The sequence below is a fragment of the Xanthomonas hawaiiensis genome (genome assembly GCF_031834635.1).
GTDB lineage: Bacteria > Pseudomonadota > Gammaproteobacteria > Xanthomonadales > Xanthomonadaceae > Xanthomonas_A > Xanthomonas_A sacchari.
This window is the reverse complement of sequence record NZ_CP115873.1, coordinates 3877826-3904139: the sequence shown is the minus strand read 5'-3', so window position 1 is coordinate 3904139 and position 26314 is coordinate 3877826. Positions and strand designations below refer to the sequence as shown.

The window sequence follows — 26314 nt, the reverse complement described above, 5'->3', positions numbered from 1 at the left end:
GCCTTCGGGCCCGCCAGGAGTCGTTTTAGATGAAATTCCGCTTCGCCGTCGCTGCCGTGGCCACGTTCGCCGTCGGCCTGGTTTCCGCGCAGACGCCCGGCCCGGTTCCCGCGCCGCCGGCCGCCGCTGCCGCCGCTCCGGCCACCGTGGCGATCCCGCCCGCGCCCAAGCCGGCCGTGTCCAAGTCCTGGGTGCTGATGGACTACGCCACCGGCCAGGTGCTGGCTGGTGAGAACGAACACGAACGCGTGGCCCCGGCCAGCATCACCAAGGTGATGACCTCGTACGTGATCGCGGCCGAACTGAAGCTGGGCAAGATCACCCGCGACGACCAGGTCATGCTCAGCGAGCGCGCCTGGCGCGAGGGCGGTGCCGGCACCGACGGCAGCTACAGCGGCTTCCCGGTCAACAAGACCGCGCGCCTGGAAGACATGGAAAAGGGTATGGCGATCCAGTCCGGCAACGACGCGGCGATCGCGCTGGCCGAACACACCGCCGGCAGCGAGGAAGCCTTCGCGTCGCTGATGAACGAGTACGCGAAGAAGATCGGCATGACCGGCTCGCACTTCGTCAACGCCCACGGCCTGTCGGCCGACGGCCACTACACCACCGCCTACGATCTGGCGCTGCTGGGCCGGGCGATGGTGCGCGACTACCCGGAAACCTACGCCTACAACAAGATCAAGGAATTCCGCGTCGGCGACATCACCCAGCCCAACCGCAACCTGCTGCTGTGGCGCGACCCCAGCGTGGACGGCATCAAGACCGGCCACACCTCCGAGGCCGGCTACTGCCTGCTCAGCTCGGCCAAGCGCGGCGACCAGCGCCTGATCGCGGTGGTGATGGGCGACAGCTCCGAGAAGCAACGCGCCGAGGACAGCCTGGCGCTGCTGAACTGGGGCTTCCGCTTCTTCGAGACCCACAGCCTGTACGAGCCGGGCAAGCAGGTCGCGCAGCAGCGCGTGTGGAAGGGCACCGAGAAGCAGGTGCTGCTGGGCGTGGCGCAGCCGCTGCTGGTCAGCGTGCCGCGTGGCCGCTACAACGAACTGAAGCCGGCGATCGAAGTGCCCAAGACCCTGGAGGCGCCGATCAAGCAGGGCCAGCAGATCGGCACGGTCAAGGTGAGCCTGGACGGCAAGGTGGTGGCGCAGGCCCCGCTGGTGGCGCTCAAGGCGGTCGACGAGGCCGGCTTCTTCAAGCGTCTGTGGGACAGCTTCTGGATGTGGTGGGAATCGGAGTGAGTGTTTGAAAAAAGCCGGCTGACGCCGGCTTTTTTCTTGGGAATGGAGAATGGGGAATCGGGAATTGGTAAAGCGGTGTCTCGCGACCTGACGGATGGGCGCGAGGCCCGCTTTTGCCATTCCCCATTCCCCATTCCCCATTCCCAGCCTCAAAGCTTCCGACTCACCGTAAAACTCCCGAACACCGGCGTCTGCCGCTGCAGGTCGAATTCGCGGGTGCGCCAGTAGCGGGCGAGGGCGAACTTCCATTTGCCGCGCATCACCGCCAGGCCGATGCCGGCGTCGCCGACGAAGGGGCGCTTCTTCACGCTGTGGCTGTCGCGGAAGGTGTTGCCGTCCAGGGTGATGTCGCGCAATACCCAGCGTCCATCGGTGGTCACGAACAGGTGCGCCGACCAGCCGCTGCCGACGCTGTCGGCCGGCGGGGCGACGTTCTCGCCGGCGGGGCGCAGCGGCGAACTGCCGAAATCGTCGGGCAGCTTCCAGCCCAGGCGCAGTTCCATGCCGGCATTGGCGTGGGTGTCCAGCGTGCCGAGCGCGCCGCCCCAGTGGCTGATCGCGTCCCAGCCCCAGCCGTCGCGGCTGCCGTCGCTGGACCAGCGGCGCAGGCGTTCGTGCAGCACGCGAAACACCGGCTCGTCGTGCAACTGGTTGTCCCAGCCCTGGAACTTGGCGTCGCCCAGCAGGTCGTGCACCGCATCCTGCACCTGCTTGCCCTGCGCCGAGGGGCCGACCAGGCCCAGGGTGAGTTGCGTGGTGCGCAGGCGCTCGTCGTTGCGCGCGTTGTAGCCGATGTTCATCAGCAACAGGCCGGCGTAGGGACGGTCGTCCTCGATCAGGTCGCGTCGGGTCTTGTCGGTGGGGGTGAACAACGCCTGGCCGATCGCGAAGGTCATGTTGCGCTGGGTGAAGTCGCTGTTCGGCTGCAGCCAAGTCAGGGCGCGGTTCGCCGCCCGCGCCAGCCGCGGCAGGCAGGGGTCGTCGGTGTAGTCGCGCAGGTTCGGCGAGACGATGATCAGGCCGAACCCATTAGTATAGCCCTGGTCCTGGCCGGCGCCACCGAACAGGTCGTTGTCGACGCGGACGTTGACCGTGGGCGCGGTCGCTTCCAGGGTGTCGCGCGGGCATTGCGTGGTGGCGGCGACCGGGGCCGAGGCGAAGGCGAGGGCGATGGCCAGCGGAACGAGCGGGCGGGGCGACGGCATGGGCGGCGTCTCTGGTCGGAAAAGGCGTGAGCGGCGATGTCCGCCTGCAGCAGTCGACGCCGGCGACATCCCGGACCATGAACGCAGCCCGTGCGGTGAAGGATAGGCAAAAGCGCCGTAGCGGACAAATTCGTCCGTTTGGGTTTGTCTGTCCCATTCGCCCGCTTGCCGCGTGAAGGCGATCATGCGCAATGACCCGCGCGGGGGAGGCCACAGGCAGCAATGCCAAGACTGCGCGGCCGCGCCGCGCCGCTGCCTGGCACGCGCCCGGACCTGCGCTCCATGCGGCTGGCAGGCCCGGGCCGTGGCCGTCCAACTCCGGCCCGGCCTTGGGTTTGCCCGGCGCCGGCCCGATAATGCGGGGCATGGACATCACCTCCGACAACCCCGATCACGGTTTCCAGTTCCCCGGCGTGTTCGAGCTCAGTGCCATGGGCACGGCCAACACCGGCCTGGAGTCCGAACTGCCGCGCCTGCTCGCCGCCGCCGGCGTGGAGGTGATGGACGAGCGCATCAGCTGGAAACATTCGTCCAACGGCAAGTACGTGTCGGTGCGCATCGCCTTCCGTGCGCTGGACCGCGCCCAGTACGACGCCGCGCACCAGGCGCTGCGCGAGCACCCGGAAGTGAAGTGGACGCTGTAGCCGGGGACGCGCCACTGGCGTCGGCCCTCACGCCGCCGCCGTGCCGCGTCCGCCAGCTCGGCCGCCAGCCCTACGAGCCGGTGTGGCGGGCGATGCAGCGCTTCACCGATGCGCGCGACGAGGCGACGCCCGACGAGTTGTGGGTGGTCGAACACGAACCGGTATTCACCCTCGGCCAGGCCGGCAAGCCGGAACACGTGCTGGCGCCGGGCGACATCCCGGTGCTGCAGGTCGATCGCGGCGGCCAGGTCACCTACCACGGCCCCGGCCAGTTGGTGGTGTACCCGCTGCTGGACCTGCGTCGGCTGCACCTTGGCGTGCGCGACTACGTGTGCCGGATCGAGCAGGCGATCATCGACACCCTCGACGAATGGAACATCCTCGGCGAGCGCCGCGAGGGCGCGCCGGGCGTCTACGTCGGCGGCGCCAAGGTCGCCGCGCTCGGCATCCGCGTGCGCCGCGGCTGCACCTTCCACGGCCTGTCGTTCAACGTGGCGATGGACCTGGAGCCGTTCCACCGGATCAATCCCTGCGGCTACCAGGGCCTGCAGGTGACCGCGGTGCTAGACTTGGGCGGTCCCTCCGGCATGCAGGCGGTCACCCCGGTCCTGCTGGCCCAACTGGCGCGCCAGTTCGGGCTGACCCTGCAGCCGCTCGGCGCCTTGCCCGACCTCTCGCTCACGCACGCGGCCTGACCGCCTGCCCGCCGACCACGCCATGACCCAGCCCAGCGCACGCTCCATCCCCTTGCAGGTCCTTTCCGGCGACAGCGCGCCCGCGCCGCTGCAGACCGGCGTCAAGCAGTTGGGCGGCGACAAGATCGCGCGCTCGCCGGTGCAGTTCGCCGACGCGCCGGTGCTGCGCAAACCCTCGTGGATCCGCGTGCGCATTCCCTCCGGCAATGCGGTGCAGAACCTCAAGGCCAAGCTGCGCGAGAACCGCCTGTTCACCGTCTGCGAAGAGGCCAGCTGCCCGAACATCCACGAGTGCTTCGGCCACGGCACCGCCACCTTCATGATCCTCGGCGAGGTCTGCACCCGGCGCTGCTCGTTCTGCGATGTCGCGCACGGCCGGCCCAAGCCGCCGGATGCCGGCGAGCCGGCGAGCCTGGCGCAGACCGTGGCCGACATGGGCCTGAAGTACGTGGTGGTGACCAGCGTCGACCGCGACGACCTGCGCGACGGCGGCGCCCAGCATTTCGCCGACTGCATCGGCGCCATCCGCGTCGCCGCGCCGACCACCCGCATCGAGATCCTGACCCCGGACTTCCGCGGCAAGGGCCGCATGGACCGCGCGCTGGAGATCCTGGCGACCAATCCGCCGGACGTGTTCAACCACAACATCGAGACCGTGCCGGACCTGTACCCGAACGTGCGGCCCGGCGCCGACTACCAGTGGTCGCTGACCCTGCTCAAGAAGTTCAAGGCGCAGCACCCGGCGATCGCCACCAAGTCCGGCATCATGCTCGGCCTGGGCGAGACCCTGGAGCAGGTGCAGGCGACCCTGCGCGACCTGCGCGCGCACGACGTGGACATGGTCACCATCGGCCAGTACCTGCAGCCGACCGCGCATCACCACCCGGTGATGCGCTACTGGACGCCGGACGAATACAAGGCGCTGGAGGAGTACGGCAACGCGCTGGGCTTCAGCCACGTCGCCTCCGGCCCGATGGTGCGTTCCTCCTACCACGCCGATCGCCAGGCGGCCGGCGCCGGCGTCGCCGCCTGAATCGCGTCCTCTTCAACCGCGTCGTCGATCGCGCCTTGGCGCGGCGGCGACGCGCGTTCGTCGCCGCAGGACGACCGTCCGCGCGGCTCGCACCGGCAGCGTTCACACTTCTGCGCAGGCGCGCCGCTAGTCTGCTTCATGAACAGGTGACACGGCCTGCAACTTGCGTCACTGTCGTGTTGTCTCACGCGATGTGCTGCCCCCCTGACGGCCTGGTGCCGAGAGTCCCCAGATGAAATTCAAAGCTTCCGCCTTCCTGCTGGCGTTTGCGCTGACCGCACCGCTGGCGCTGTTCGCCCGTACCGATGCGCCCGCCCTGCCGGCCGCTGCCACCGCCGACCAGGCCACCACCGCCAAGCTGGTGTACGGCCTGCTCTCCGACAGCCGCTACGCCTACCGGCCGCGCGCCCTCGACGAGGCGACCTCCAAGGAGGTCTTCAAGAAGTATCTGGAGACCCTGGACGGCAGCAAGCAGTTCTTCACCCAGGCCGACATCGACAAGTTCGCCGGCTTCCAGAACAACCTCGGCGCCAACATTTCCTCCGGCCAGCTGGAACCGGCGTTCCAGATCTTCGCCGTGTACCGGCAGCGGGTGGACGAGCGCATCGCCTACGCGCGCAAGCTGCTCAAGCAGGACTTCAACTTCGACGGCGACGAGAAGTTCGAGTACGACCGCAAGAACGCGCCGTGGGCCAAGGACGACCAGGAGCTGGATGCGCTGTGGCGCAAGTCGGTGATGAACGACTGGCTGCGGCTCAAACTCGCCGGCAAGAAGCCGGAGGACATCCGCAAGACGCTCGACAAGCGCTACGCCAACCTCGACGACTCGGTGAAGGAACTGAAGAGCGAGGACGTGTTCCAGTTCTTCATGAACGCCTACACGAATACGGTCGATCCGCACACCGACTACTTCACCCCGCGCACCGCCGAGAACTTCAACCAGCAGATGTCGCTGTCGCTGGAAGGCATCGGCGCGCAGTTGCAGAAGCAGGACGACCTGGTGGTGATCCGCGAGGTGATCCCGGGCGGTCCCGCCGCGCTGGACGGCACGCTCAAGCCGGGCGACCGCATCGTCGGCGTCGGCCAGGGCAAGAGCGGTCCGGTCGAGGACGTGATCGGCTGGCGCATCGACGACGTGGTCGCCAAGATCCGCGGCGACAAGGATACCCAGGTGCGCCTGGAGTACATCCCCGCCGAAGCCGGCGTGGACGGCAAGCATCGCCAGGTGCTGCTGACCCGGCAGAAGGTGCGCCTGGCCGAGCAGGCCGCCAAGGGCGAGACCATCGAACTGCCTGCGAAGGACGGCGAGCCGGCGCGGCGCATCGGCGTGATCAAGCTGCCGGCGTTCTACCAGGACTTCGAAGGCCGCCGCCGCAACGCCAAGGACTATGCCTCGGCGACCCGCGACGTGGCCAAGCTGCTGGCCGGGTTCAAGACCGACAAGGTCGACGGCGTGGTGCTGGACCTGCGCAACAACGGCGGCGGTTCGCTGGACGAAGCGATCGAGCTGACCGGCCTGTTCATCGAGCAGGGCCCGGTGGTGCAGGTGCGCGAATCCGGCGGCCGCGTCACCGTCAACAGCGATCAGAACCCGGCCGTGGCCTGGGACGGCCCGCTGGCGGTGCTGATCAACCGCGGCTCGGCTTCGGCATCGGAGATCTTTGCCGGCGCCATCCAGGATTACGGTCGCGGCCTGATCATCGGCGAGACCAGCTTCGGCAAGGGCACGGTGCAGAACATCGTCGACCTGGATCGCTGGCCGGCCAACGAGACCGACCGCTTCGGCCAGGTCAAGCTGACCATCGCCCAGTTCTTCCGCGTCAGCGGCAGCAGCACCCAGCACAAGGGTGTGGTGCCGGACATCGCCTTCCCGGCCAGCGTCGATGCCACCGAGTTCGGCGAGAGCACCTACGACAACGCACTGCCGTGGAGCCGCATCGCCGCAGTGCCGCACACCCAGTACGGCAATTTCGCGCCGCTGCTGCCCAAGCTGGAGGCGCTGCACACCACGCGCATCGCCAACGACAAGGAATTCCAGTGGTGGGAAGAGGACGTGCGCCAGTTCCGCGACGAGGCGGCGAAGAAGTACGTGGTGCTCAACGAGGCCGAACGCCGCGCCGAGCGTGAGAAGCAGGATGCGCAGCGCAAGCAGCGCCAGGAGATCCGCAAGCAGCTCGGCCTGCCGCTGGATCCGCTGGCCGACGACAGCAGCGACGACGGCCTGACCGGCAACGAGCGCGACATCATCAAGGATGCCGCGCGCGAGAAGCTGGTCGACAAGCGCCCGGATCCGCTGCTGCGCGAATCGGCCTCGATCCTGAGCGATGCGGTCAACCTGCTGGAGAAGGACCGTCCGCTGTCGGTGCAGGTGCTGCCGCAGTCCACCGGCCCGGGACGCTGGGCCGACTGAGCCTGCGCTCCACCGTCGCGCGAACACGAACGCGCCATCGCCCCGCGATGGCGCGTTTTTCATTGCAGGTTCGGGCTTTGCAGGGCAGGCGTGCGCCATCGCCGTGCGCCCGTCGATCGCCTGCTGCATCGATGCGTGCGGAGGGTTGGGCGGACTGAGGGGCAGGCCTGCAGTTTTGGTGATTGGTGAGAACCTCGGGCATGGCGTTTGGTCTGCCGCGCGTTTAATGCGTGTCGTCGTACCAGGAGCGGCTTCAGGACACTCTCGTAATGCCTCGTTGCCGCAGCTCGGCACGGTGTGTCATCGCGATTGTAGGAGCGGCTTCAGCCGCGACGGGCATTCCCGGTAACGCCCGTCGCGGCTGAAGTCGCTCCCACAAATGCCTTCTTCGTTGTTGGAAATGCCCTTCAGCCGCGACCGGACCTTCTCGGGGACGCCCGGTCGCGGCTGAAGCCGCTCCTACGGCTGAGCGGTTGTGGTGGGATCACATCTTTAGCCCAACGCCTGCCACAGTTGGTGCAGGCCCAGTCCCAGCAGGGTCAGGAAGAACACGCGGCGGAACGCGCTGGCGGAAATGCGCTGGCGCAGCCGTGCGCCCAGCCACATGCCGATGGCGGTGGGCAGCAGCGCCAGCAGCGATGGGCCCAGTGCCTGCGTGGGGAAGGCGCCGTGCGCGACCAGTGCCGCGGCCAGCGCAAGGGTCGCCGCGGCGAAGCAGCTGCCGAGCGCGCGCAGCAGCGTGTCCCGCGGCAGGTCCAGCGCCACCAGGTAGGGCAGCACCGGCAACACGAACACGCCGGTGGCGCCGGTCAGCAATCCGGTCGCCAGGCCCACGGGCGGCCCCGCCCAGTGCGCCTGAGATGGCGACAGGCGCAGTTGCCACTGGCTCAGGCCAAGCACGGCGTACAGCGCCAGCAACGCGCCCAGGCCGGCGCGCGCCAGCCGCGGGTCGGTGCCGGCGAGGATGCCGGCGCTGAACCAGGTGCCGGCGGCGATGCACGCCAGCAACGGCCACAGCCGCCGCAACAGCGCGCCCGTGCCCGCGCCCCAGGCCTGTTGCAGGTTGGTCAGCAGCGACGGCAGTGCCAGCAGCGCGGCGGCCTCTGTCGGCGTCAGCCACAGCCCGAGCAGGCCCATCGCCACCGTCGGCAGGCCCATGCCGGCCACGCCCTTGACGCCGCCTGCCAGCAGGAAGACCAGGGCGATCGGCAACAGGTGCGGGGCGAGCGTGTCCATGGCGTCGAGCATCGGGGTGCCGCGGCGGCCGGACAATGCGCGAATGCTTCAGGCAGACTTCGGCAACGACGAAGGCGGAGCGCCGATGCACCTGGATTTCACCGATCTGCGCCTGTTCCTGGCGGTGGCCGAAGCCGGCAGTATCACCGCCGGCGCCGATCGCGCGGCGCTGTCGCTGGCCGCCGCCAGTGCACGCATCCGTGCGCTGGAGACGCAGCTCGGCGTCGCCTTGTTCGAGCGCGGTCCGCGCGGCGTCGGCCTCACCGCGGCCGGCACCGCGTTGCTGCGCCACGCGCGGCAGTTGCTGCGCCAGGCCGAGGCGATGCGCAGCGAACTGGGCGAGTACGCCGGCGGCCACCAGGCGAGCGTGCGTCTGCTGGCCAATACCGCGGCGCTGTCGGAATGGTTGCCGGAGGTGCTGGCCGAGTTCCTGGTGGCGCATCCGCGCATCGATCTGGCGCTTCGCGAGCAGGGCAGCGTGGCTGCGGCCGATGCGCTGCGCGAGCAACGCGCCGACCTGGCGGTGATTGCCGATCACGCCGATCTGCACGGCCTGCAGGCCCGCCCGTTCCGGCAGGACCGGCTGGTGCTGGTGGCCGCGGCCACGCACCCGCTGGCGCAGGCGTCGCAGCTGCGGTTCGCGCAGGTGTGGCAGGCGCAATTGCTCGGCCTGGCCGAGGACAGCGCGTTGCAGCGGCATCTGCGGACCCAGGCCGCGCGTGCCGGTGGCCAATTGCGTCTCCGCGCGCAGGTGCACGGCATCGAACCGCTGTGCCGGATGCTGGCGCGCGGCGCCGGCGTGGCGATCCTGCCACAGGCGGCACTGGAGCGGGTCAGCGTGCGCGCGCAACTGGTCGCGGTGCCGCTGCAGGAGCCGTGGGCGCTGCGCCAGTTGTCGATCGTGTGGCGACCGACACCGGCGCCGTCACCGCCGGTGCAGCAGGTCCTGGATTGGCTGTGTGCGCATGCGACGCCGGCGGGGTGAGCGGCACAGGCCGGCGCGGGACGAACGCTTCTGACGATGTGCTTGCGCAGCGGTGCAGCGGGGACGTCGTTAACGTGCAGGCGCGGCTCTTATTGCGGGTTCGCGGCCAGTTGCGGCGGCTGTTCCCTGATCATGCATGTCGCGGCTGAAGCCGCTCCTACGACATGCAGCTCTCTGACAGCGCACCTGCTTCCTGTGGGAGGGACTTGAGTCCCGACTGCTGCCGGAGCCGGAAGCTTTCCGGCGGACAGATCCGGCCCCCATCACGCGCTGCGGCGGTGGCTCGGCCGGTTGCGTCGTTGCCTCGTAGGAGCGGCTTCAGCCGCGACAGGGGTTGCGCTGGCGCCTCGTCGCGACTGAACCCGAACAACGGAGGGGCGTTCCCGTTCGCGGACCTGCGGTCCATGCCGCAGGCCCACGCGCGTCACTCCGGCCAGGCGAAGGTGGCGATCACCGGGAAGTGGTCCGAAGGCCAGTGGCCCTGCGGCCGCGCATCGAGCGTGGCGTAGTCGGTGGCCTTCAGCCCGCGCGAGAGGATCCAGTCGATGCGCCGGTCCGGGTGGCCGGTGAAATCGTGGAACGTCGCTTCCGGACCCCGCGGCTGCGCCACCTGCGTGCGCGCATCGGCCAGGCTGGCGGAGAGGGTGCGGTAGGTCGGCGAGTCCGGCACGGTGTTGAAGTCGCCGGTCAGCACCACCGGCACGTCCGCCGGCAGCGCCTTCAGCCGCGACACGATCAGCGCCGCGCCCTTGGCGCGGGCCGCTTCGTCCTCGTCGCGATAGGGGAGATGGGTGTCGAACAGGTAGAAGCGGCGGCCATCGCCGATGCGCTCGAACAGACCCCAGTTGACCATGCGCGGCAGCGGATGGCCCCAACTGATGCTGCCCATCACCTCCGGCGTGTCCGACAGCCAGAAGTGGCCCGAGTCCACCAGCTTCAGCCTGCGGCTGTCGTAGAACACGCCCATGCGTTCGCCGTCGTCCTTGCCGTCGCGACTCGGGCCGAACCAGCGGTACTCCGGCAATTGCGCGGCCAGGTAGTCGGCCTGGCGCTCGACCAGTTCCTGGGTGCCGAACACGTCCGGGTGCTGCGCGCGGATCAGCGCGGCCATCGCGCTGCGGCGCACGTCCCAGCGCTTGTCGCCGTCGGTGTCGACCGGCACGCGCACATTGAAGCTCATCACCTTGAGCGGAGCCGGCGCGGCGGGGGGTGCGGGCGTGCGCGCCTGCGCCTGCGCGATGCACGCGCCCAGCACCAGCAGCAAGGGAAGCGCGAGCTTGCGCGCGGACGACAGCGACAGCGACATGGCGGATCTCGACAGGAGCGGAGCACGCGATGGTGGCACGGCGGCGGTGTCGGTGACCACCGCGTGGCGCGCCTGCCGAGCGGCGATCAGTTGAACGCCGACAGCGCCTGGGTGAGTTTGCCGTTGTTGTCGACCGCGCCCATCGTGTAGCCCTGCCAGCCCGGATACGCGTCGGGTTCCCAATAGAACACGCCCAGTCCGCGGCTGCCGAGCGCGCGGGTCTTGCTGAGCAGATCGGCCAGCATCGCGCGGGTGGTCGCGGCCTGCTGCCAGTCCATGCCGACCTCGCTGACGATCACGTCCGAACCGTAGCGCGCCACCATGTCCTGCATGTTGCTGGCGATCTGGGTGTTGGCGCTCTGCCAGGCATTGGGGGACGGGTAGTGCGACATGCCGACCACGTCCCACTTGCCGCCGGCCGACTTGAGACTGTCGAAGAACCAGCGGAAGGTCGCGTTGTCGTAGCCATTGGCCAGGTGCACGATCACCTTGGCGTTGGGATAGACCGACTTGCTGGCGTTGTAGCCGCTGTTGATCAGTTGCGCGAGGTTGCCGAAGTTGGGCGTCTTGCCGTCCGGCCACAGCATGCCGCTGTTGATCTCGTTGCCCACCTGTACCCAGCTCACGTCGATGCCGTTGGACTTGAGATAGGACAGGATGCCGCTGGTGTGCGAGTACACGTCCTTCACCAGGGTGGCGAAGTCGTGGTTGCTCCAGGCCGCCGGCTTGGTCTGCTTGCCGGGATCGGCCCAGCTGTCGCTGTAGTGGAAGTCGATCATGATGCGCATGCCCTGCGCCTTGGCCCGCTTGGCCATGTTCAGCGTGTCGGCGCCGTCGTTCCAGCCGCCCTGGGGATTGACCCACACGCGCAGCCGGATCGCGTTGACGCCGGTGCCCTTGAGCAGCGAGAAGAAATCGGTGGTGGCGCCGGAGGCGTTGCGGAACACGCGCCCGCTGCTTTCCTGCTGGTCGATCCAACTGACATCGGCGCCCTTGGCGAAGGTCTGCGCCATGGCCGGCGCACACAGGCAGGCGAGCAACAACACCAGTAGCCAGGCGGACACGCGCTTGCTCGATCGGTTCATGCGATTCTCGCGGTGATGGGAGGAGGGGAGAAGGGGTGTCGTGCGGCCGCGAACGGCGGTGGGCGGACGTGCCGGGCGGTCCCCATGGCCGCGGCGCGCACGAGGCTAGCGCGATCGCTGTGGCGACGCGCGCTGCACTGCAGCGTCGCTGGCGCAATGCCCCGGGCGCGCTGCCTGGATGGCCGATGAATCTGCGCGGTGCGTCACTTGACGCGATGCGGCATCGGCGTAGCATTTCGCCCACGCCAAGGGACAGACCCGCGGCGATCCACCCAACCGTGAGGGATGCTCATGGAGTTCGACTATCTCGTGTTCATCGGGCGCTTCGAGCCCTTCCACAACGGCCACGCCGCCGTTGCCCGCCACGCCCTGGCGCGTGGACAGAAACTCATCTTCCTGATCGGGTCGGCCGAGACCCCCCGCACCATCCGCAATCCCTGGACCGTTGCCGAGCGCAGCGTGATGATCCAGGCCGCGCTGGAAGGCGCCGGCGAGCGGTTGATCCTGCGTCCGCTGCGCGATCACCTGTACAACGAAAGCCAGTGGATCGCCGCGGTGCAGTCCACGGTGGCCGAGGCGGTGCGCAGCGACGGCGGCAGCGCCGAGGCGCGGATCGGCCTGATCGGCATGGACAAGGACGCCAGCAGCTATTACCTGCGCGAGTTTCCGCAGTGGCCGCTGGTCGACGTGCAGCACACCGAGACGCTGTCGGCGACCGAGCTGCGCCGCTACCTGTTCGAGGCCGGCAGCATCGATTTCCACGGCGCGCTGCTGATGCTGCGCGGCAACGTGCCGGCGCCGGTGTTCGACATGCTCGAGGCATTCCGCAAGAACTCGCCGTCGTATGCCGAACTGCTCGCCGAGTACCAGTTCATCGAGCAGTACCGCGCCGCCTGGAAGGAGGCGCCGTATCCGCCGACCTTCGTCACCGCCGATGCGGTGGTGGTGCACTCCGGGCACGTGCTGCTGGTGCGCCGCCGCGCGGCGCCGGGCAAGGGCCTGTGGGCGCTGCCGGGCGGCTTCGTCGGCCAGCACGAGAGCATCCTCGACGCCTGCCTGCGCGAGCTGCGCGAGGAGACCCGGCTGAAGATCCCGGTGCCGGTGCTCAAGGGCTCGCTGAAGAACCGCCACGTGTTCGACCATCCCGAGCGCAGCCTGCGCGGGCGCACCATCACCCACGCCTTCCACTTCGAGTTCGTGTTCGGCGAACTGCCCGAGGTGCGCGGCGGCGACGACGCCGACAAGGCGCGCTGGGTGCCGGTCAGCGAAGTGCTGGGCATGGGCCCGAAACTGTTCGAGGACCATCTGCACCTGCTCGAATTCTTCCTGGGCCGCGGCTGACGCGGCCTCCCGGCCGGCGGACAGACCGCCGGCTTTCCCCGACGCGAAGGAGCTTCCGTCATGCAATGCCTGAACAACCTGCTGCTCAACACCGATAGCTACAAGGCCAGCCACTGGCTGCAGTACCCGCCCGGCACCGATGCCACATTCTTCTATGTGGAATCGCGCGGCGGCGTCTACGACCGCACCGTGTTCTTCGGACTGCAGTCGATCCTGAAGGAGGCGCTGGGCCGCCCGGTCACCCATGCCGACATCGACGAGGCGCGCGACCTGTTCGCCGCGCACGGCGAGCCGTTCAACGAGGCCGGCTGGCGCGACATCGTCGACCGTCTCGGCGGCCAGTTGCCGATCCGCATCCGCGCCGTGCCCGAGGGCAGCGTGGTGCCGACCCACAACGCGCTGATGACCATCGAGTCCACCGACGCGCAGGCCTACTGGGTGCCGTCGTACCTGGAGACGTTGCTGCTGCGCATCTGGTACCCGGTGACCGTGGTCACGGTGAGCTGGCATGCCAAGCAGACCCTGCGTCAGTTCCTGGAGCGTACCAGCGACGATCCGGACGGGCAGTTGCCGTTCAAGCTGCACGACTTCGGCGCGCGCGGCGTGTCCAGCCTGGAATCGGCGGCGATCGGCGGCGCGGCGCACCTGGTCAATTTCCTCGGCACCGACACCGTGTCCGGGCTGTTGCTGGCGCGCGCGCACTACCACGAGCCGATGGCCGGCTATTCGATCCCCGCCGCCGAGCACAGCACCATCACCAGTTGGGGCCGCGAGCGCGAGGTCGATGCGTACCGCAACATGCTCAAGCAGTTCGGCAAGCCCGGCGGCGTGGTCGCGGTGGTGTCGGACAGCTACGACATCTTCCACGCGATCCGCGAGCACTGGGGCACCACGCTGCGCGAGGAGGTGATCGCCTCCGGCGCCACCGTGGTGATCCGCCCGGACTCGGGCGATCCGGTGGCGGTGGTGCACCAGTGCCTGGAACTGCTCGACGAGGCCTTCGGCCACAGCGTCAACGGCAAGGGCTACAAGGTGCTCAACCACGTGCGGGTGATCCAGGGCGACGGGGTCAACCCGACCAGCATCCGCGCGATCCTGGAGCGCATCACCAGCGCCGGCTACGCCACCGACAACCTGGCCTTCGGCATGGGCGGCGCGCTGCTGCAGCGGCTCGACCGCGACACCCAGAAGTTCGCGCTGAAGTGCTCGGCCGCCCGTGTCGACGGCCGCTGGATCGACGTGTACAAGGACCCGGTCACCGACAAGGGCAAGCTCAGCAAGCGCGGGCGCATGCGTCTGCTGCGGCACCGCGAGTACGGCAGCTATCGCACCGAGCCGGTGGCGGCTGACGCGGTCTCGGCCGAAACCGTCGCCGGCCCGGCCGGTTACGACGATGCGATGGTCACCGTGTGGGAGAACGGTCGCTTGCTGCACGACTGGACCTTCGCCGAGGTGCGCGAGCGCGCGAACGCCGCGCGCCTCTAGGAGGCGGCCATGCACGCGTCCCTGCCGAGTCCGCCGCCGTTGAGTGGCGGCTCGCCGCTGTTCGCCGCCCTGCGCGCCAGCACCCCGCACCTGGAATGGCGGGTGCCGGCCGCCGCGGATGCCTCGCGCTGGCGCCAGCAGCGCATCGGCGCGCGCGACTACCGCGTCGCGCAGCCGGTGACCTTCACCCCCTACGCGTCGGTGCGGCCGTGTTCGGCGCGCTGCCGCTTCTGCTCGGAAACCCTGCGGCCGCAGGCCGGCGGCACCGCCGCAGCCAGCCTGCGGCCGCCGCCGGACTACTTCGTGCAACTGCGCCAGGCGCTGGCGCAACTGCGCGGGCTGCCGCTGTCGCATTCGTTGTCGGGGCTGGAGATGACCGACGACGAAGACTGGTTCGTGGAACTGCTGCAGACCCTGGGCGCGGCCGAGCGCGAGGACCTGCTGGTCGAGCAGCGGGTGCTGTACAGCAACGGCGCCGGTTTCGCCCGCGGCCAGGGCGAGGTGTTGCTGCAGGCGTTGCAGCGCTTCGGCCTGTCGTGGATCGAACTGTCGCGGCACCACCCGCAGCAGGCACACAACGACGCGATCATGCGTTTCCGCGACGGCGAAGCGATTGCCGACGCGGGCGTCTTCGTCGCCACCGCGCAGCGCATCGCCGAAGCGCTGCCAGTGCGCATGGTGTGCATCCTGCAGCACGGCGGCATCGCCGATGCCGACGGCGTCGCCGCCTACCTGGACTGGGCGCGCGCCTGCGGGGCGCGCACTGTGATCTTCCGCGAGTTCTCGCGGCTCGGCGACGGCTACCGCGACGGCGGCACCGCGCGCTACCTGACGCAGGCGCGGGTCGCGGTGGAGCAGGTGCTCGGCGCCTGCATGGCCGCGCCGTGGTGGCGCGCGCTGCAGCCGCTGCAGATCACCGAGGGCTACTACTTCTGGAACCTGCGCCTGGCCACCGCCGACGGCATGGAGGTGGTGTTCGAGACCTCCGACTATGGCGCGATGCAGACGCGGCACGACAGCGGCGACATCTACAAGCTGGTGTTCTTCGCCGACGGCCGGCTGTGCGCCGGCTGGCAGCCGGACCGCGATCTGCTGTGGCGGGCGCCGCATGGATAGCCGCAGCTGGTGGACGCCGTTGCCGGATCCGCCGGAACATCGGCTGCCGGAGGACCTGCGCCAGCGCGATCCGCTGGGCGCGCGCGACTGCGGCTGGGTCGGGCAGATGCGGCCGTTCGTGCGCCACTTCAGCGCGCCGGGCGCGCGGGTGCTGGATCCGTTCTGCGGCTTCGGCAGCACGCTGCTCGCGGCCGAACTGGAAGGCCGCCACGGCGTCGGCCTGGAGATCGACGCGGCACGCGCGCGGCTGGCGCGCGAACGGCTGCAGCGGCTCGGCCTGCACGCCGAGGTGCTGGACGGCGGCCTGCCGGAATGCGCGCCGAGCGTGCCGGTGGACCTGTGTCTGACCAACGTCCCGTACTTCGGCTGCGCCTGGCCGGCTGAGGCAGGGACTGGTCAGCTCTACGCCAGCGCCGACTATGCAAGCTACCTGCATGGCCTGCGCGCGGTATTCCATGGCGTGCGCCGCGTCCTGCGCGAGGACGGCTTCTGCATCGCGATGGTGGAGAACGTCCAACTCGGCGAGACCACGGTGCCGCAGGCCTGGGATCTGGCGCGGATCCTGGGCAGTCTGTTCGTGCCCTGTCCCGAGCGCGTGTTGTGCTACCCGCGCGAGACCGCGCAGCCGCTGGCGCCCGGCGACACCCGCAACGATCGCAGCCACGAGTACGCCCTGATCTTCCAGCACCGGCGCCAGCGCATCGACCTGGCAGGCACGGCGCAGTTGCTGGAGGCACTGCGCGCCGACGGTTTCGCCTTTGCGTTGTATGGCAGCTATCCGCGCTGGCTGGCCGATCCGGCGGCGGCACCGCGCCTGCCCGGCGACGTCGACCTGCTGCTGCCGCGGGATCTGGACGGCCTGCTGCGGCTGCTCGACTGGCTGCGCACGCGTGGCTTCCTGCTGAGCCTGTGGGGCGAGCCGCTGGCGGCGCCGCCGACCCTGCAACTGCTCGACGCCCATCATTACCTGCGCGCCGAACGCCGCGCCGGCGACGGCGGCCTGCTGCGCGTGGACCTGGCGCTGGAACCCGCCGCCGCCTGAGCCGACGGCGGCGGGGCCGCGCCTCTCGCTAACCGCGGGATGAGCGGCCGCGGCGGCGTCAAGGCCGCGCCGACGCGCTTGCGGCTATCCTTTGCCGCGGTTCCCCCTCTCCGGTCAACGGCCTATGTCCGCTACCCCCAAGGTTCTCGCCATTCCCGCGCTCGCGCTGATCGCGATCGGCCTGAGCGGCTGCTTCGCCCGCAAGCAGGACGGCCTGGTGAAAGAGACCTTCAACTCCGACAACACCTATTCGCGCAACTATCCGGTGCAGCCGGCGCAGGCCTGCGAATCGGCGCGCCGCGCGCTGCTGAGCCAGGGCTACGTGGTCTCCAAGGCCACCGCCGATGCGGTGGAAGGCACCAAGAACTTCCAGCCCAGCGACGAGTTGCATGAGCAACTGGAACTGCGCGTGTCGTGCGTGGCGCATGGACAGGACGAGTCGTGGGTGTTCGTCAGCGCGCTGCAGGACCGCTATGCGCTGAAGAAGAGCCCGACCTCGGCCAGCGTCGGTGTCGGCGTACTCGGCTCGGTATCGCTGCCGATCGGCAGCAGCGACGACTCGATGGTGCGGGTCGCCAGCAGCACCGTGCAGGACGGCGACTTCTACAAGCGCTTCTTCCAGTTGATGAGCGAGTACCTGCCCAAGAGCAAGCCGGCACCGGAGCCGCCTGCGCATCCGCCGGCGCCTGCGGCGATGGCTGCGCCGGCGCCGACACCGACACCGGCAGCGCCCGCAGCGGCCGCGTCGACCGAGCCGTCACCGACGCCCGCCGCGGTACCCACGCCGCCGGCACCTGCGCCGGCCACGGCGGCGCCGGCAAGCAACGAACCCGGCGCCGCCGACTGATTCAGGCGCTGCTACGCAAGCTGAATGCGGCCGATTTCGCTTCACGAACCATTCGCGAATCCGGTGAGAAGGTGGCGCCCGTCGAGAGCGCGGTGCTAGTGCATCGGCTCCGCCACCCAGGAGCAATCAGCATGAACACTCTCAAATCCGCCTTGTGTCTCTCCGTGCTCGCCATCGCCACGGCCGCCGCGCCGCTCGCCGAGGCGCAGCGCCATTACGGTCCCGAGGACAATGGCCGCCGCTTCAGCGACGGCACCCGCGTGCACTGCAAGAAGGTCGCGGTGCGCAAGAACAGCACCGACCCGGACCGCATCGGCGGCACTCTGGCGGGCGCGGCGATCGGTGGCCTGCTGGGCAACCAGGTCGGCAAGGGCGATGGCCGCAAGCTGGCCACGGTCGGCGGCGCGGTCGCCGGCGGCGCGACCGGCCGCTACATCCAGGGCCAGCGTCAGCAGGCCAACGGCAATCGCGTGGTCGAGACCGTCTGCAAGCGCTACTGAGCTTTGCCATCGCATCCCGTCGGTCGGCGCCTGACGTCGACTGGGCGACCTGATGCAGCACGCCCCGGCGGAGGCCTCCGCCGGGGCGTTTTCTTTTGGGTGCTGGGTGCTAGCTGCGATGTTGCGCGATGCGGCGGCGCCTCAGCTCAATCGGCGAGCAGGTCGCGCAGCGCCGTCTCCAGTTGCGGATAGCGGAACACATAGCCCTCACGCTGAGCGCGTGCGGGCAGCACGCGCTGGCTGCCCAGCAACAGGTCGGCCATCTCGCCGAAGCCCAGGCGCAGCGCCGCCGCCGGCATCGGCAGCAGCGCCGGACGATGCAGGGTGGCGGCGAGTTGCTGCGCGAACGCGGCATTGGTCACCGGCGCCGGCGCGGTGGCGTCGTAGGCGCCTTCGCCGCCGTGCTGCAGCAGCCACAGCAGCAGCCCGACCTGATCGTCGCGGTGGATCCAGCTCATCCACTGGCGGCCATCGCCCATGCGTCCGCCCATGCCGAAGCGGAACGGCAGCAGCATCCGCGCCAGCGCGCCGCCGTCGCGGCCCAGTACCACGCCGGTGCGGACCAGGCTGGTGCGCACGCCCAACTCCTGCGCGCGCAACGCCTCCGCTTCCCAGTCGCGGCACAGCTCGGCGGAAAAGTCGTCGCCGGGCGTGCTGGTTTCGTCCAGGACCTCGTCGCCGCGATCGCCGTAGTAGCCGATCGCCGAGCCGGAGATCAGGCAACCCGGACGCCGCGCGGCGTCCAGTCCGCTCATCCAGTCGATCAGGATGCGGGTGGTGCCGATGCGCGAGGTACGGAAGCGGCGCTTGCGGGTGGCGCTCCAGCGGCCCTCGGTCAGCGGTTCGCCGGCGAGGTTGATCACCGCGTCGGCCGGTGTGGCGCGCCGCACGTCGTCCAGCGCCTGCACCGCCGGCAACAGGCGCGCCGCGCGCGCCGGGTCGCGGGTGAGCACGCTGACCTTGTGCCCGGCGTCGAGCAGGGCAGCGCACAGTGCGCGGCCGATGAATCCGGTGCCTCCGGTAACGAGCACGTGCATGCAGGGGATCGCTTGCGCCAAGGGAGCCGCAGTGTAGGTGCGCCGGGCATGGCGGAAGAGTGAATGCCGGGCCGCCGATGCGGCGGTGATGGGTTTCGCGACGCCTGCACGGGCGAGGCGGCACGCTGCGCGGGCGCCGCCGCCACGTGGCCAACGGAAGCTCTGTTCGCGATGTCCGCTCCATGATCCGACCACCGAGGTTCGCGTGTCCGCCGCGTCTGCGCCGCGGGGTCGGCCTGCTGCTGGCCGCGCTGCTCACCAGTGCCGCGGCGACGGCCGCGCCAGCGCCGGCCGACCAGCCCAGCGCGGCCTGCCTGACCGCCCTGGTGGAGCGGCTCGGCTGGCGCATCGGCACGACCACCGCGGCGCAGCCGCAGATTGCCGCCGGCGCCCCCTGCGAACGCGGTTCGCTGGCCGAGGCGCAGGCGCACGGCGATCTGCAGGCGGCCTTGCCCGCGGCCTGGAGCGACGCGCAACGGCAGCAGGCGCTGCGCGCCTTGCTGGACACGCCGGCGACGCAGTGCGGGTACTTCCTGCAACTGGGCGAGGCCACCACGCGCGCGGTCGCGCGGCTGCAGGCCAATCCCGGTTATCGCTTCTCGGCGCTGCAACTGGGCTGGATCGGCTTCGGCCTGCGCGGCGCGCACGCGCAAGGCTGGGAGCGCTTCCGCAGCTTTGGCCGCGGCTACCGTCCGGCCGGCGGCAATACGCAGGCGATCGAGGCGTTCTACAGCGGCCACGTGCGCTCGGAATGCGGCGTCGGCCGGCAGATCGCGCAACTCGCGACGCAGCGCGAACTGTATGGCGATGCCGCGTTCGATCGTGCGTTCAGCGCCGACGAGCTGTCGATCGGCACCTTCCTGACCCTGCACGACACCGACAGCATCCTGCTCGGCGCGCACGCCGGCGACTTCTTCGCCGACGGCAAGGCGGCCAGGACCGCCCAACGCGGCCGTGCGGCCTTCCTCGGTGCGCCCGGCTACATCGTGCACGTGTTCGAGCGCCGCTACCTGGACGACATCAACAACCAGGCGGAGAACTTCGTGGTCGCCGCGGTCAGTGCCGAGGCCGCGGCGTCGCTGCGCGCGCATGGTGGCTTCGCCTACTACGACGGCCAGAACCGGCGCATCTGGGAACTGGCGCAGGCGCTGCGCGGTCCGGGGCGAGAGCGCTTCGAGCGCTTGCTGTACGCGCGCGACCCGGCGCTGCGCGCACGCCTGGATCCGGCGCAGCAGGCGGTGCTCGCGCAACTCGACGCCCTGCTCGACGATCCGTTCTATCGGGGCTTTGAGGTCTACGTGCATCCCAAGGGCGTCAAGCCGATCGGTTATCACGTGGTGCGGCTGCTGGACCGCAATCCGCGCACGCCGTTCGCGATCGAGCTGACCCTGCACAACCTGCACACCACGCTGTACCAGCGCTGGCGCGACCTGCAGTTGCGCGACTGCGCCCAGGCGTCGCGCTCGGCGCGCGCCGGTGGACCGCCGCCTTAGCTGCGCGTCACGTCGGCGCCGCCGCTTCGTGAGACCCTAATCCTCCTTTTTTCGAACCGGGAACGACGCATGGAACTGGGACTTGTAGGCTTGGGCCGGATGGGCGCCAACATGGCCGAGCGGCTGGTGCGCGGCGGGCATCGCGTGGTCGGTTTCGACCTGGGCGAGGCCGCGCGCAGTTCGGCGCAGCAGCGCGGGGTGGAAGCGGTCGACAGCATGGCCGCGCTGATCGCGGCGCTGCCGGCGCCGCGCGCGGTGTGGCTGATGGTGCCCGCCGGCAAGGTCGTCGACGACACCCTGGCGGCGCTGCTGCCGCTGCTGGGCGAGGGCGACGTGGTGATCGACGGCGGCAATTCCTACTACAAGGATTCGATGCGCCGCGCCGGCGAACTCGCCGCGCACGGCATCGCCTACGTCGATTGCGGCACCAGCGGCGGCGTGTGGGGACTGCGCGAGGGCTACAGCCTGATGATCGGCGGCGACACCGCCGCGGTGCAGCGCCTGCACGATGTGTTCGCGACCCTGGCGCCGGCGGCCGATGCCGGTTGGGGACACGTCGGCCCCAGCGGCGCCGGCCACTTCACCAAGATGGTCCACAACGGCATCGAGTACGGGATGATGCAGGCCTACGCCGAAGGCTTTGCGCTGATGGGGCGCAAGCAGGAGTTCGCGCTGGACCTGCACCAGGTGGCCGAGGTCTGGCGGCAGGGCAGCGTGGTGCGTTCGTGGCTGCTGGACCTGTGCGCCGATGCGCTGGGCGACAATCCGACCCTGGCCGGCATCGCGCCGTTCGTCGAGGATTCCGGCGAAGGCCGCTGGACCGTGGCCGAGGCCATCGACCTGGACGTGCCGGCGCCGGTGATCACCCTCTCGCTGCTGGAGCGGCTGCGCTCGCGCGACGACGATTCGTTCGCCGACAAGCTGCTGGCGGCGATGCGCAACCAGTTCGGCGGCCATGCGATCAAGCACGAGGGCGGCGCCGCGCCCGCGCCGGGCGGCACGCGTCCGGCCTGAGCCGCGGCGCTCAGGCCAGCGTCACGCTGCAACCGGAGGCGGCGCTGTGCACGCCCGCCTCCAGCAGACGCATCACCGCCAGCGCCTGCGCCGCATCCACCGGCGCAGGCCCGCGCCCGGCCAGCGCCTCGCGAAACGCCGCGTAGCATTCGCGGTAATCGCCGCGATGCGCGGGCAGCGTCTGCACGGCATGCGTGCCGTCGGCGCCGACCAGGCGCAACTGGCCGGGCAGGGGATCGGCGCCCCAGTCCGCCGCGCCCGGCACCATGCCGGCGCGCAACTGCGCTTCCTGCGTATCCAGGCCGTGTTTGACGTAGCTGCCGCCGGTGCCGTGGATCGCAAAACGCAGGCCGTTGGCGGCGACCAGCGAACCGGCATGCAGCACCACCCGCAGCCGCGGATAGCGCAGCACCGCGTGCACGTAATCGACCGTCTGCGCGCCGGGGCGCTGCAGCGCCAGGTCGGCCTGCAACGCCTGCGGTGGACCGAACAACTGCAGCGCCTGGTCGAGCAGGTGCGGCCCCAGGTCGAACCACAGCCCCGAGCCGGGCAGTGCGTGTTCGCGCCAGCGGTCGACCACCTGCGGACGATGGCGGTCGAAGTGCGAATGGAACTCGGCGATCTCGCCGAGCGTGCCGGCCTCCAGCAAGGCGCGCACGCCGAGGAAGTCGCCGTCCCAGCGCCGGTTCTGGAACACGCTGACGATGCGGCCGACGCGCTGCGCCTGTTCGAGCACCTGCTGCGCCTCGGCCAGGTCCAGGGTGAACGGCTTGTCCACCAGCACGTGCTTGCCCTGGGCCAGGGCGGCCAGCGCCAACGGCGCGTGGGTCTGGTTGGGCGTGGCGATCACCACCGCATCGATCCGCGGATCGGCGAAGGCCTGCGCCGCATCGGCGACCACGTGCGCTTGTGGCCAGGCCGCATTCACCGCCTCGGCCTGGCGCGAGACCACGGTGTGCAGGTGCAGGCCGGGCGTGTGTGCGATCAGCGGCGCGTGGAAGGTGCGGCCGACGTAGCCGAAGCCGAGCAGGGCGAGATTGAAGTCGGACATGGGGGCGCGGGTGGAAGCGACGGGCAGCCAGTATCGCCCGGCCCCTGGCGCGCAGTGCGCATTCACGCTGCGGCGATTCCGTGGTCACACTGCCTGTACGACGGCGTGGTGGAGACTGCGCGCACATTCAGCGGAGGAAGACACGATGAAGACGATCAATGCACGCACCCTGCTCGGCGCCACCCTGATGGCCGGTTTCGCGTTCGGCGCCGGCCAGGCGTTCGCGGCGGGTCAGACCACCAGCGCCAAGGACCACGGCACCATGGGTCAGCAGGACACCATGCAGCACGACACCACGGCCCATGACGCCACTCGCCACGATTCCAAGGAGCCGGTCACCGACACCTGGATCACCACCAAGGTGAAGGCCGATCTGCTGGCCACCAAGAACGTGTCGGGCACCGAGATCAAGGTCGATACCGTCAATGGCACGGTCAAGCTCTCCGGCGCGGTCGCGACCAAGGCGGAGAAGGACAAGGCCGTGGCGGTCGCCAAGAAGATCGACGGGGTCAAGAAGGTGGATGCGACCGACCTGAAGGTCAGTGCCGCCGCCAAGAAGTAAGCATTGCGATCCGCGGCCGCGGGTGGGGATGCGACGAGGCGCCCCACCCGCGACAGCCGGCCTGAGACGCACCCCGCGGGGTGCGTTTTTTTTGGGAAGCTCGAAATAGGAGACGGACATCGCATTTCGCGTCGTTTTGACACCGGCTCAGACATCATTCCTTCATGTTCGTCAACGGATCACGCGCGATGTTGGAGACCCAAGCCCACCCGGCCGCGAGCCCCGCGGCCGCGGCGGCCGAAGCGCTCGGCGCCGCGCTGTCGAGCCGTGGCGCCCAGCCGTCGCTGTTGCTGCCGGCCGTGCGCAGGCTCGAGGCGCAGTTGAGCATGCTGCTGACCACTTTCCATGACGACGCCGGCTTCTGGCCGGCGTTCTCCGTGCTGATGCAGGAACTGGATCAGGGCCTGAGCCAGTCCGAGCGCCGGCGCCTGCACAGCCACGCCGATTTCCTGCTGGTGCGCGCCGGCATGCCGGCCTGGACCCTGGTCGGCGCCAATGCCGCTTCGGTCCCGCCCCCGGCGCGCCGGCCCTGAGCGCGGTGGGTGCGGAGTCCTCCTGCGGGCGGCCACATGCCGCCGTTTCGTCGTGCGCACGCGCTGGGATAGAGTCATGGCCGATGCCGCGCTCGGGGTGTCGCGCTTCCGCTGAATAATTCATCTGCTGCCGGGGAAGATGGGCGACAATGCGCGCCCGCGATGGCCGCAGCCGTTCCTTCTTTTTACGCATCCGCTATGCAGACCATCGCCAAACACGATGCTTGGGACCGCTGGCGCCTGCCGCTGCTGGCCTTGGCCGTCGTCCTGATCGTCATCCTGCCCTCGCTGCTGCTGCGGCAGATGAATGCCAGCACCCTGCGCGCGGCCGACTGGGTGGCGCACAGCCAGGAAGTGACCGCCACCCTGAACGGGATGGAGGCGGATCTGCGCGACATGGAATCGGCGGCGATGGCGATGTCGCATGGCGTGCAATCGCCGATCCTGACCGCGCGCCTGGAGCAGTCGCGCAAGTCGCTGCAGCCGACCCTTGCGCACCTGGCCGAGCTGACCCGCGACAATCCGGACCAGCAGATCCGCGTCGGTCGCCTGCAGAGCACGCTGGAGCGACGCGGCCTGATCGCCGAGCGGATCGCGCAGACCCGCGATCCGGAGCGGATCCGCGCCCTGATCCAGGACATGACCGCCGACAACCCGGTGCGCGGCCTGATCAACGAACTGCAGCGGCGCGAGGACGACCTGCTGGTCGAGCGCACCGCCGACGCCGATCAGCGACGCATGCTGGCCTCCGCGGTCAGTTGGACCTCACTGATCGTGCAGTTGCTGCTGCTGGGCCTGGTGATCTGGCTGCTGCAACGGCAGATCGGCCGGCGCCTGGACGCCGAGCGCGACATGTTGCGCGCCAACGGTCGCGCCGCGGCGGTGTTGCAGACCGTGCGCGAGCCGATCGTGCTGCTCGACAACGCGCAGCGGATGCTGATGCACAACACCGCCTTTGCCGAACTGTACGGCATGGACCTGGCCGATCCGCCGAGGATGCTGACCGATGTCGGTGACGGCGTCTGGCAGGATCCGATTATCGCCCAGCGCCTGGCCGACGTGCTGCTGCGCGGACGCGAATTATGGGATTTCGAGCACGAACAACTCGGCGCGGACGGCGTACCAAGGACCATGCTGCTGAATGCGCGGCGCATGCCGCTGCCGGACAGCGAGGATGAAGTGGTCTTGATGACGGTCAGCGACATCACCCTGCAAAAGAGCGCCCAGCAGCGCATCCAGGAGCTGAACCGGCAACTGGAGGGCAAGGTCGAGCAGGTGTCGGAGGTCAACCGCGAACTGGAGGCGTTCAGCTACTCGGTCTCGCACGATCTGCGCGCGCCGCTGCGCCACGTGGCCGGCTTCGCCGACAAGCTGGCGCGGCATCTGGGCGATGGCGCCGACGAGAAGAGCCGGCACTACCTGGAGGTGATCGGCACCTCGGCGCGGCGCATGGCCTCGCTGATCGACGATCTGCTGGTGTACTCGCGGCTGGGCCGCAGTGCGCTGCGCCTGCAGGCGGTGGACATGCAGTCGCTGGTGGCGGAGACGCGTTCGGTGCTCGACGCCAACTACCAGTCCGACCATGGCGACAGCGGGCATCGCATCGAATGGACCATCGCGCCGTTGCCGATCCTGGTCGCCGACGAGAACATGATGCGCCAGCTGTGGCTGAACCTGCTCGGCAATGCGGTCAAGTACAGCGCCAAGCGCGAGGTCGCGCAGATCGAGGTCGGCTACCAGGTGCAGCCGGACGGCAGCCATCACTTCAGCGTGCGCGACAATGGCGCAGGCTTCGACATGACCTACGCGGCCAAGCTGTTCGGCGTGTTCCAGCGCCTGCACAAGGCCAGCGAGTATTCCGGCACCGGCATCGGCCTGGCCAGCGTGCGCCGCGTGCTGGCCCGCCATGGCGGCCACATCTGGGCCGAGTCCGCCCCCGACCAGGGCGCCACCTTCCATTTCGTCTTGCCCCCGGCGCCCGAAGCGTCCTCTACCGAGTTCATTGCATGACCGCCATCCGCACCATCCTGCTTGCCGAAGACAGCCCCGCCGACGCCGAAATGGCGGTGGATGCATTGCGCGACGCGCGTCTGGCCAATCCCATCGTGCACGTCGAGGACGGCGTGGAGGCGATGGACTACCTGCTGCGCCGCGGCGCCTATGCCGACCGCGAGGAAGGCCTGCCGGCGGTGCTGCTGCTGGACATCAAGATGCCGCGCATGGACGGCCTGGAAGTGCTCAAGCTGGTGCGCAGCGAGGAATCGCTCAAGCGCTTGCCGGTGGTGATCCTGTCGTCCTCGCGCGAGGAAAGCGACCTGGCCCGCAGCTGGGACCTGGGCGTGAACGCGTATGTGGTCAAGCCGGTGGACGTGGACCAGTTCTTCACCGCGGTGAAGACCCTGGGCACCTTCTGGGCGCTGATCAACCAGGCGCCGGACAAAGAGTAAGCGCGC

24 protein-coding genes are annotated in these 26314 nt (G+C 69.6%); 18 read left to right on the top strand and 6 right to left on the bottom strand.

Features of this window, described 5'->3' with window-relative positions; translation table 11 throughout:
- Positions 1-29 precede the first annotated feature (29 nt).
- Positions 30-1241, top strand: a complete 1212-nt coding sequence (locus tag PG878_RS16615) for a D-alanyl-D-alanine carboxypeptidase family protein (protein ID WP_010343114.1) — start codon at positions 30-32, stop codon at positions 1239-1241.
- A 149-nt stretch (positions 1242-1390) separates the two neighbouring features.
- Here PG878_RS16615 and PG878_RS16610 read toward each other — a convergent pair whose 3' ends face one another.
- Positions 1391-2446 carry a lipid A deacylase LpxR family protein gene (locus tag PG878_RS16610; protein WP_209030710.1) on the bottom strand — a complete coding sequence of 352 codons (1056 nt, stop codon included), beginning with the start codon at positions 2444-2446 and terminating at the stop codon, positions 1391-1393.
- Positions 2447-2811: 365 nt separating this feature from the next.
- Between PG878_RS16610 and PG878_RS16605 the strand changes: the two genes are divergently transcribed.
- The 4 genes from PG878_RS16605 (at position 2812) to PG878_RS16590 (ending at position 7228) form a co-directional block, all read left to right on the top strand.
- Complete coding sequence (locus tag PG878_RS16605) at positions 2812-3090, top strand: YbeD family protein (RefSeq protein WP_209030712.1); 279 nt, start codon at positions 2812-2814, stop codon at positions 3088-3090.
- A complete protein-coding gene (gene lipB, locus PG878_RS16600) occupies positions 3078-3785 on the top strand; it encodes a lipoyl(octanoyl) transferase LipB (protein WP_209030714.1) in 708 nt (235 codons plus the stop codon). Before PG878_RS16605 ends, lipB begins: the two co-directional genes overlap by 13 nt.
- 22 nt (positions 3786-3807) lie before the next feature.
- Positions 3808-4818: a lipoyl synthase gene (lipA, locus tag PG878_RS16595; RefSeq protein WP_209030715.1), complete on the top strand. Its 1011-nt coding sequence runs from the start codon at positions 3808-3810 to the stop codon at positions 4816-4818.
- A 232-nt stretch (positions 4819-5050) separates the two neighbouring features.
- Entirely contained in the window at positions 5051-7228 is a 2178-nt protein-coding gene (locus PG878_RS16590; RefSeq protein WP_209030716.1) for a carboxy terminal-processing peptidase, read from the top strand.
- A 492-nt stretch (positions 7229-7720) separates the two neighbouring features.
- Here PG878_RS16590 and PG878_RS16585 read toward each other — a convergent pair whose 3' ends face one another.
- The gene (locus PG878_RS16585; RefSeq protein WP_209031068.1) at positions 7721-8464 is read right to left on the bottom strand and encodes a sulfite exporter TauE/SafE family protein; all 744 of its coding nucleotides are present in this window, start codon (positions 8462-8464) and stop codon (positions 7721-7723) included.
- An 85-nt stretch (positions 8465-8549) separates the two neighbouring features.
- Here PG878_RS16585 and PG878_RS16580 point away from each other — a divergent pair, with 85 nt between their 5' ends.
- Positions 8550-9449, top strand: a complete 900-nt coding sequence (locus tag PG878_RS16580) for a LysR substrate-binding domain-containing protein (RefSeq protein ID WP_209031067.1) — start codon at positions 8550-8552, stop codon at positions 9447-9449.
- A gap of 424 nt (positions 9450-9873) precedes the next feature.
- Here PG878_RS16580 and PG878_RS16575 read toward each other — a convergent pair whose 3' ends face one another.
- Positions 9874-10794, bottom strand: coding sequence for an endonuclease/exonuclease/phosphatase family protein (locus tag PG878_RS16575; protein ID WP_425611784.1), 921 nt, complete (start codon positions 10792-10794; stop codon positions 9874-9876).
- A gap of 47 nt (positions 10795-10841) precedes the next feature.
- Positions 10842-11840, bottom strand: a complete 999-nt coding sequence (locus PG878_RS16570; protein WP_209030718.1) for an arabinogalactan endo-1,4-beta-galactosidase — start codon at positions 11838-11840, stop codon at positions 10842-10844.
- A 285-nt stretch (positions 11841-12125) separates the two neighbouring features.
- On the opposite strand from PG878_RS16570, the gene PG878_RS16565 reads away from it, so the two are divergent.
- From PG878_RS16565 to PG878_RS16540, 6 genes are all read left to right on the top strand, one after another.
- Positions 12126-13181 carry a bifunctional nicotinamide-nucleotide adenylyltransferase/Nudix hydroxylase gene (locus tag PG878_RS16565; RefSeq protein ID WP_010343124.1) on the top strand — a complete coding sequence of 352 codons (1056 nt, stop codon included), beginning with the start codon at positions 12126-12128 and terminating at the stop codon, positions 13179-13181.
- A gap of 60 nt (positions 13182-13241) precedes the next feature.
- On the top strand, positions 13242-14666 hold the full coding sequence (locus PG878_RS16560) for a nicotinate phosphoribosyltransferase (RefSeq protein WP_209030719.1): 1425 nt from the start codon (positions 13242-13244) through the stop codon (positions 14664-14666).
- 9 nt (positions 14667-14675) lie between these two features.
- A complete protein-coding gene (locus PG878_RS16555; protein ID WP_209030720.1) occupies positions 14676-15782 on the top strand; it encodes a hypothetical protein in 1107 nt (368 codons plus the stop codon).
- A complete protein-coding gene (locus tag PG878_RS16550; protein ID WP_209030722.1) occupies positions 15775-16824 on the top strand; it encodes a DNA methyltransferase in 1050 nt (349 codons plus the stop codon). The genes PG878_RS16555 and PG878_RS16550 overlap by 8 nt, the downstream gene beginning before the upstream one ends.
- 124 nt (positions 16825-16948) lie before the next feature.
- Positions 16949-17671, top strand: a complete 723-nt coding sequence (locus PG878_RS16545) for a DUF2242 domain-containing protein (protein WP_209030724.1) — start codon at positions 16949-16951, stop codon at positions 17669-17671.
- A gap of 131 nt (positions 17672-17802) precedes the next feature.
- Positions 17803-18171, top strand: a complete 369-nt coding sequence (locus tag PG878_RS16540; RefSeq protein ID WP_209030726.1) for a glycine zipper 2TM domain-containing protein — start codon at positions 17803-17805, stop codon at positions 18169-18171.
- 146 nt (positions 18172-18317) lie between these two features.
- Here PG878_RS16540 and PG878_RS16535 read toward each other — a convergent pair whose 3' ends face one another.
- On the bottom strand, positions 18318-19208 hold the full coding sequence (locus tag PG878_RS16535; protein WP_209030728.1) for a TIGR01777 family oxidoreductase: 891 nt from the start codon (positions 19206-19208) through the stop codon (positions 18318-18320).
- Between the two features lie 182 nt (positions 19209-19390).
- Here PG878_RS16535 and PG878_RS16530 point away from each other — a divergent pair, with 182 nt between their 5' ends.
- Positions 19391-20701 (top strand): hypothetical protein, encoded by a 1311-nt coding sequence (locus PG878_RS16530; protein ID WP_209030729.1) that lies wholly within the window; start codon positions 19391-19393, stop codon positions 20699-20701.
- A 69-nt stretch (positions 20702-20770) separates the two neighbouring features.
- Positions 20771-21715, top strand: a complete 945-nt coding sequence (gene gnd / locus PG878_RS16525) for a phosphogluconate dehydrogenase (NAD(+)-dependent, decarboxylating) (RefSeq protein ID WP_209030730.1) — start codon at positions 20771-20773, stop codon at positions 21713-21715.
- A gap of 10 nt (positions 21716-21725) precedes the next feature.
- On the opposite strand, the gene PG878_RS16520 is transcribed toward gnd, so the two are convergent.
- Positions 21726-22766, bottom strand: coding sequence for an oxidoreductase (locus PG878_RS16520; protein WP_209030731.1), 1041 nt, complete (start codon positions 22764-22766; stop codon positions 21726-21728).
- Between the two features lie 145 nt (positions 22767-22911).
- On the opposite strand from PG878_RS16520, the gene PG878_RS16515 reads away from it, so the two are divergent.
- The 4 genes from PG878_RS16515 (at position 22912) to PG878_RS16500 (ending at position 26308) form a co-directional block, all read left to right on the top strand.
- Complete coding sequence (locus PG878_RS16515) at positions 22912-23328, top strand: BON domain-containing protein (protein ID WP_209030732.1); 417 nt, start codon at positions 22912-22914, stop codon at positions 23326-23328.
- Positions 23329-23492: 164 nt separating this feature from the next.
- Entirely contained in the window at positions 23493-23861 is a 369-nt protein-coding gene (locus PG878_RS16510; RefSeq protein ID WP_209030733.1) for a hypothetical protein, read from the top strand.
- Between the two features lie 198 nt (positions 23862-24059).
- Positions 24060-25871 carry a sensor histidine kinase gene (locus tag PG878_RS16505; protein ID WP_209030734.1) on the top strand — a complete coding sequence of 604 codons (1812 nt, stop codon included), beginning with the start codon at positions 24060-24062 and terminating at the stop codon, positions 25869-25871.
- On the top strand, positions 25868-26308 hold the full coding sequence (locus PG878_RS16500) for a response regulator (protein ID WP_010343137.1): 441 nt from the start codon (positions 25868-25870) through the stop codon (positions 26306-26308). The genes PG878_RS16505 and PG878_RS16500 overlap by 4 nt, the downstream gene beginning before the upstream one ends.
- Positions 26309-26314 lie beyond the last annotated feature (6 nt).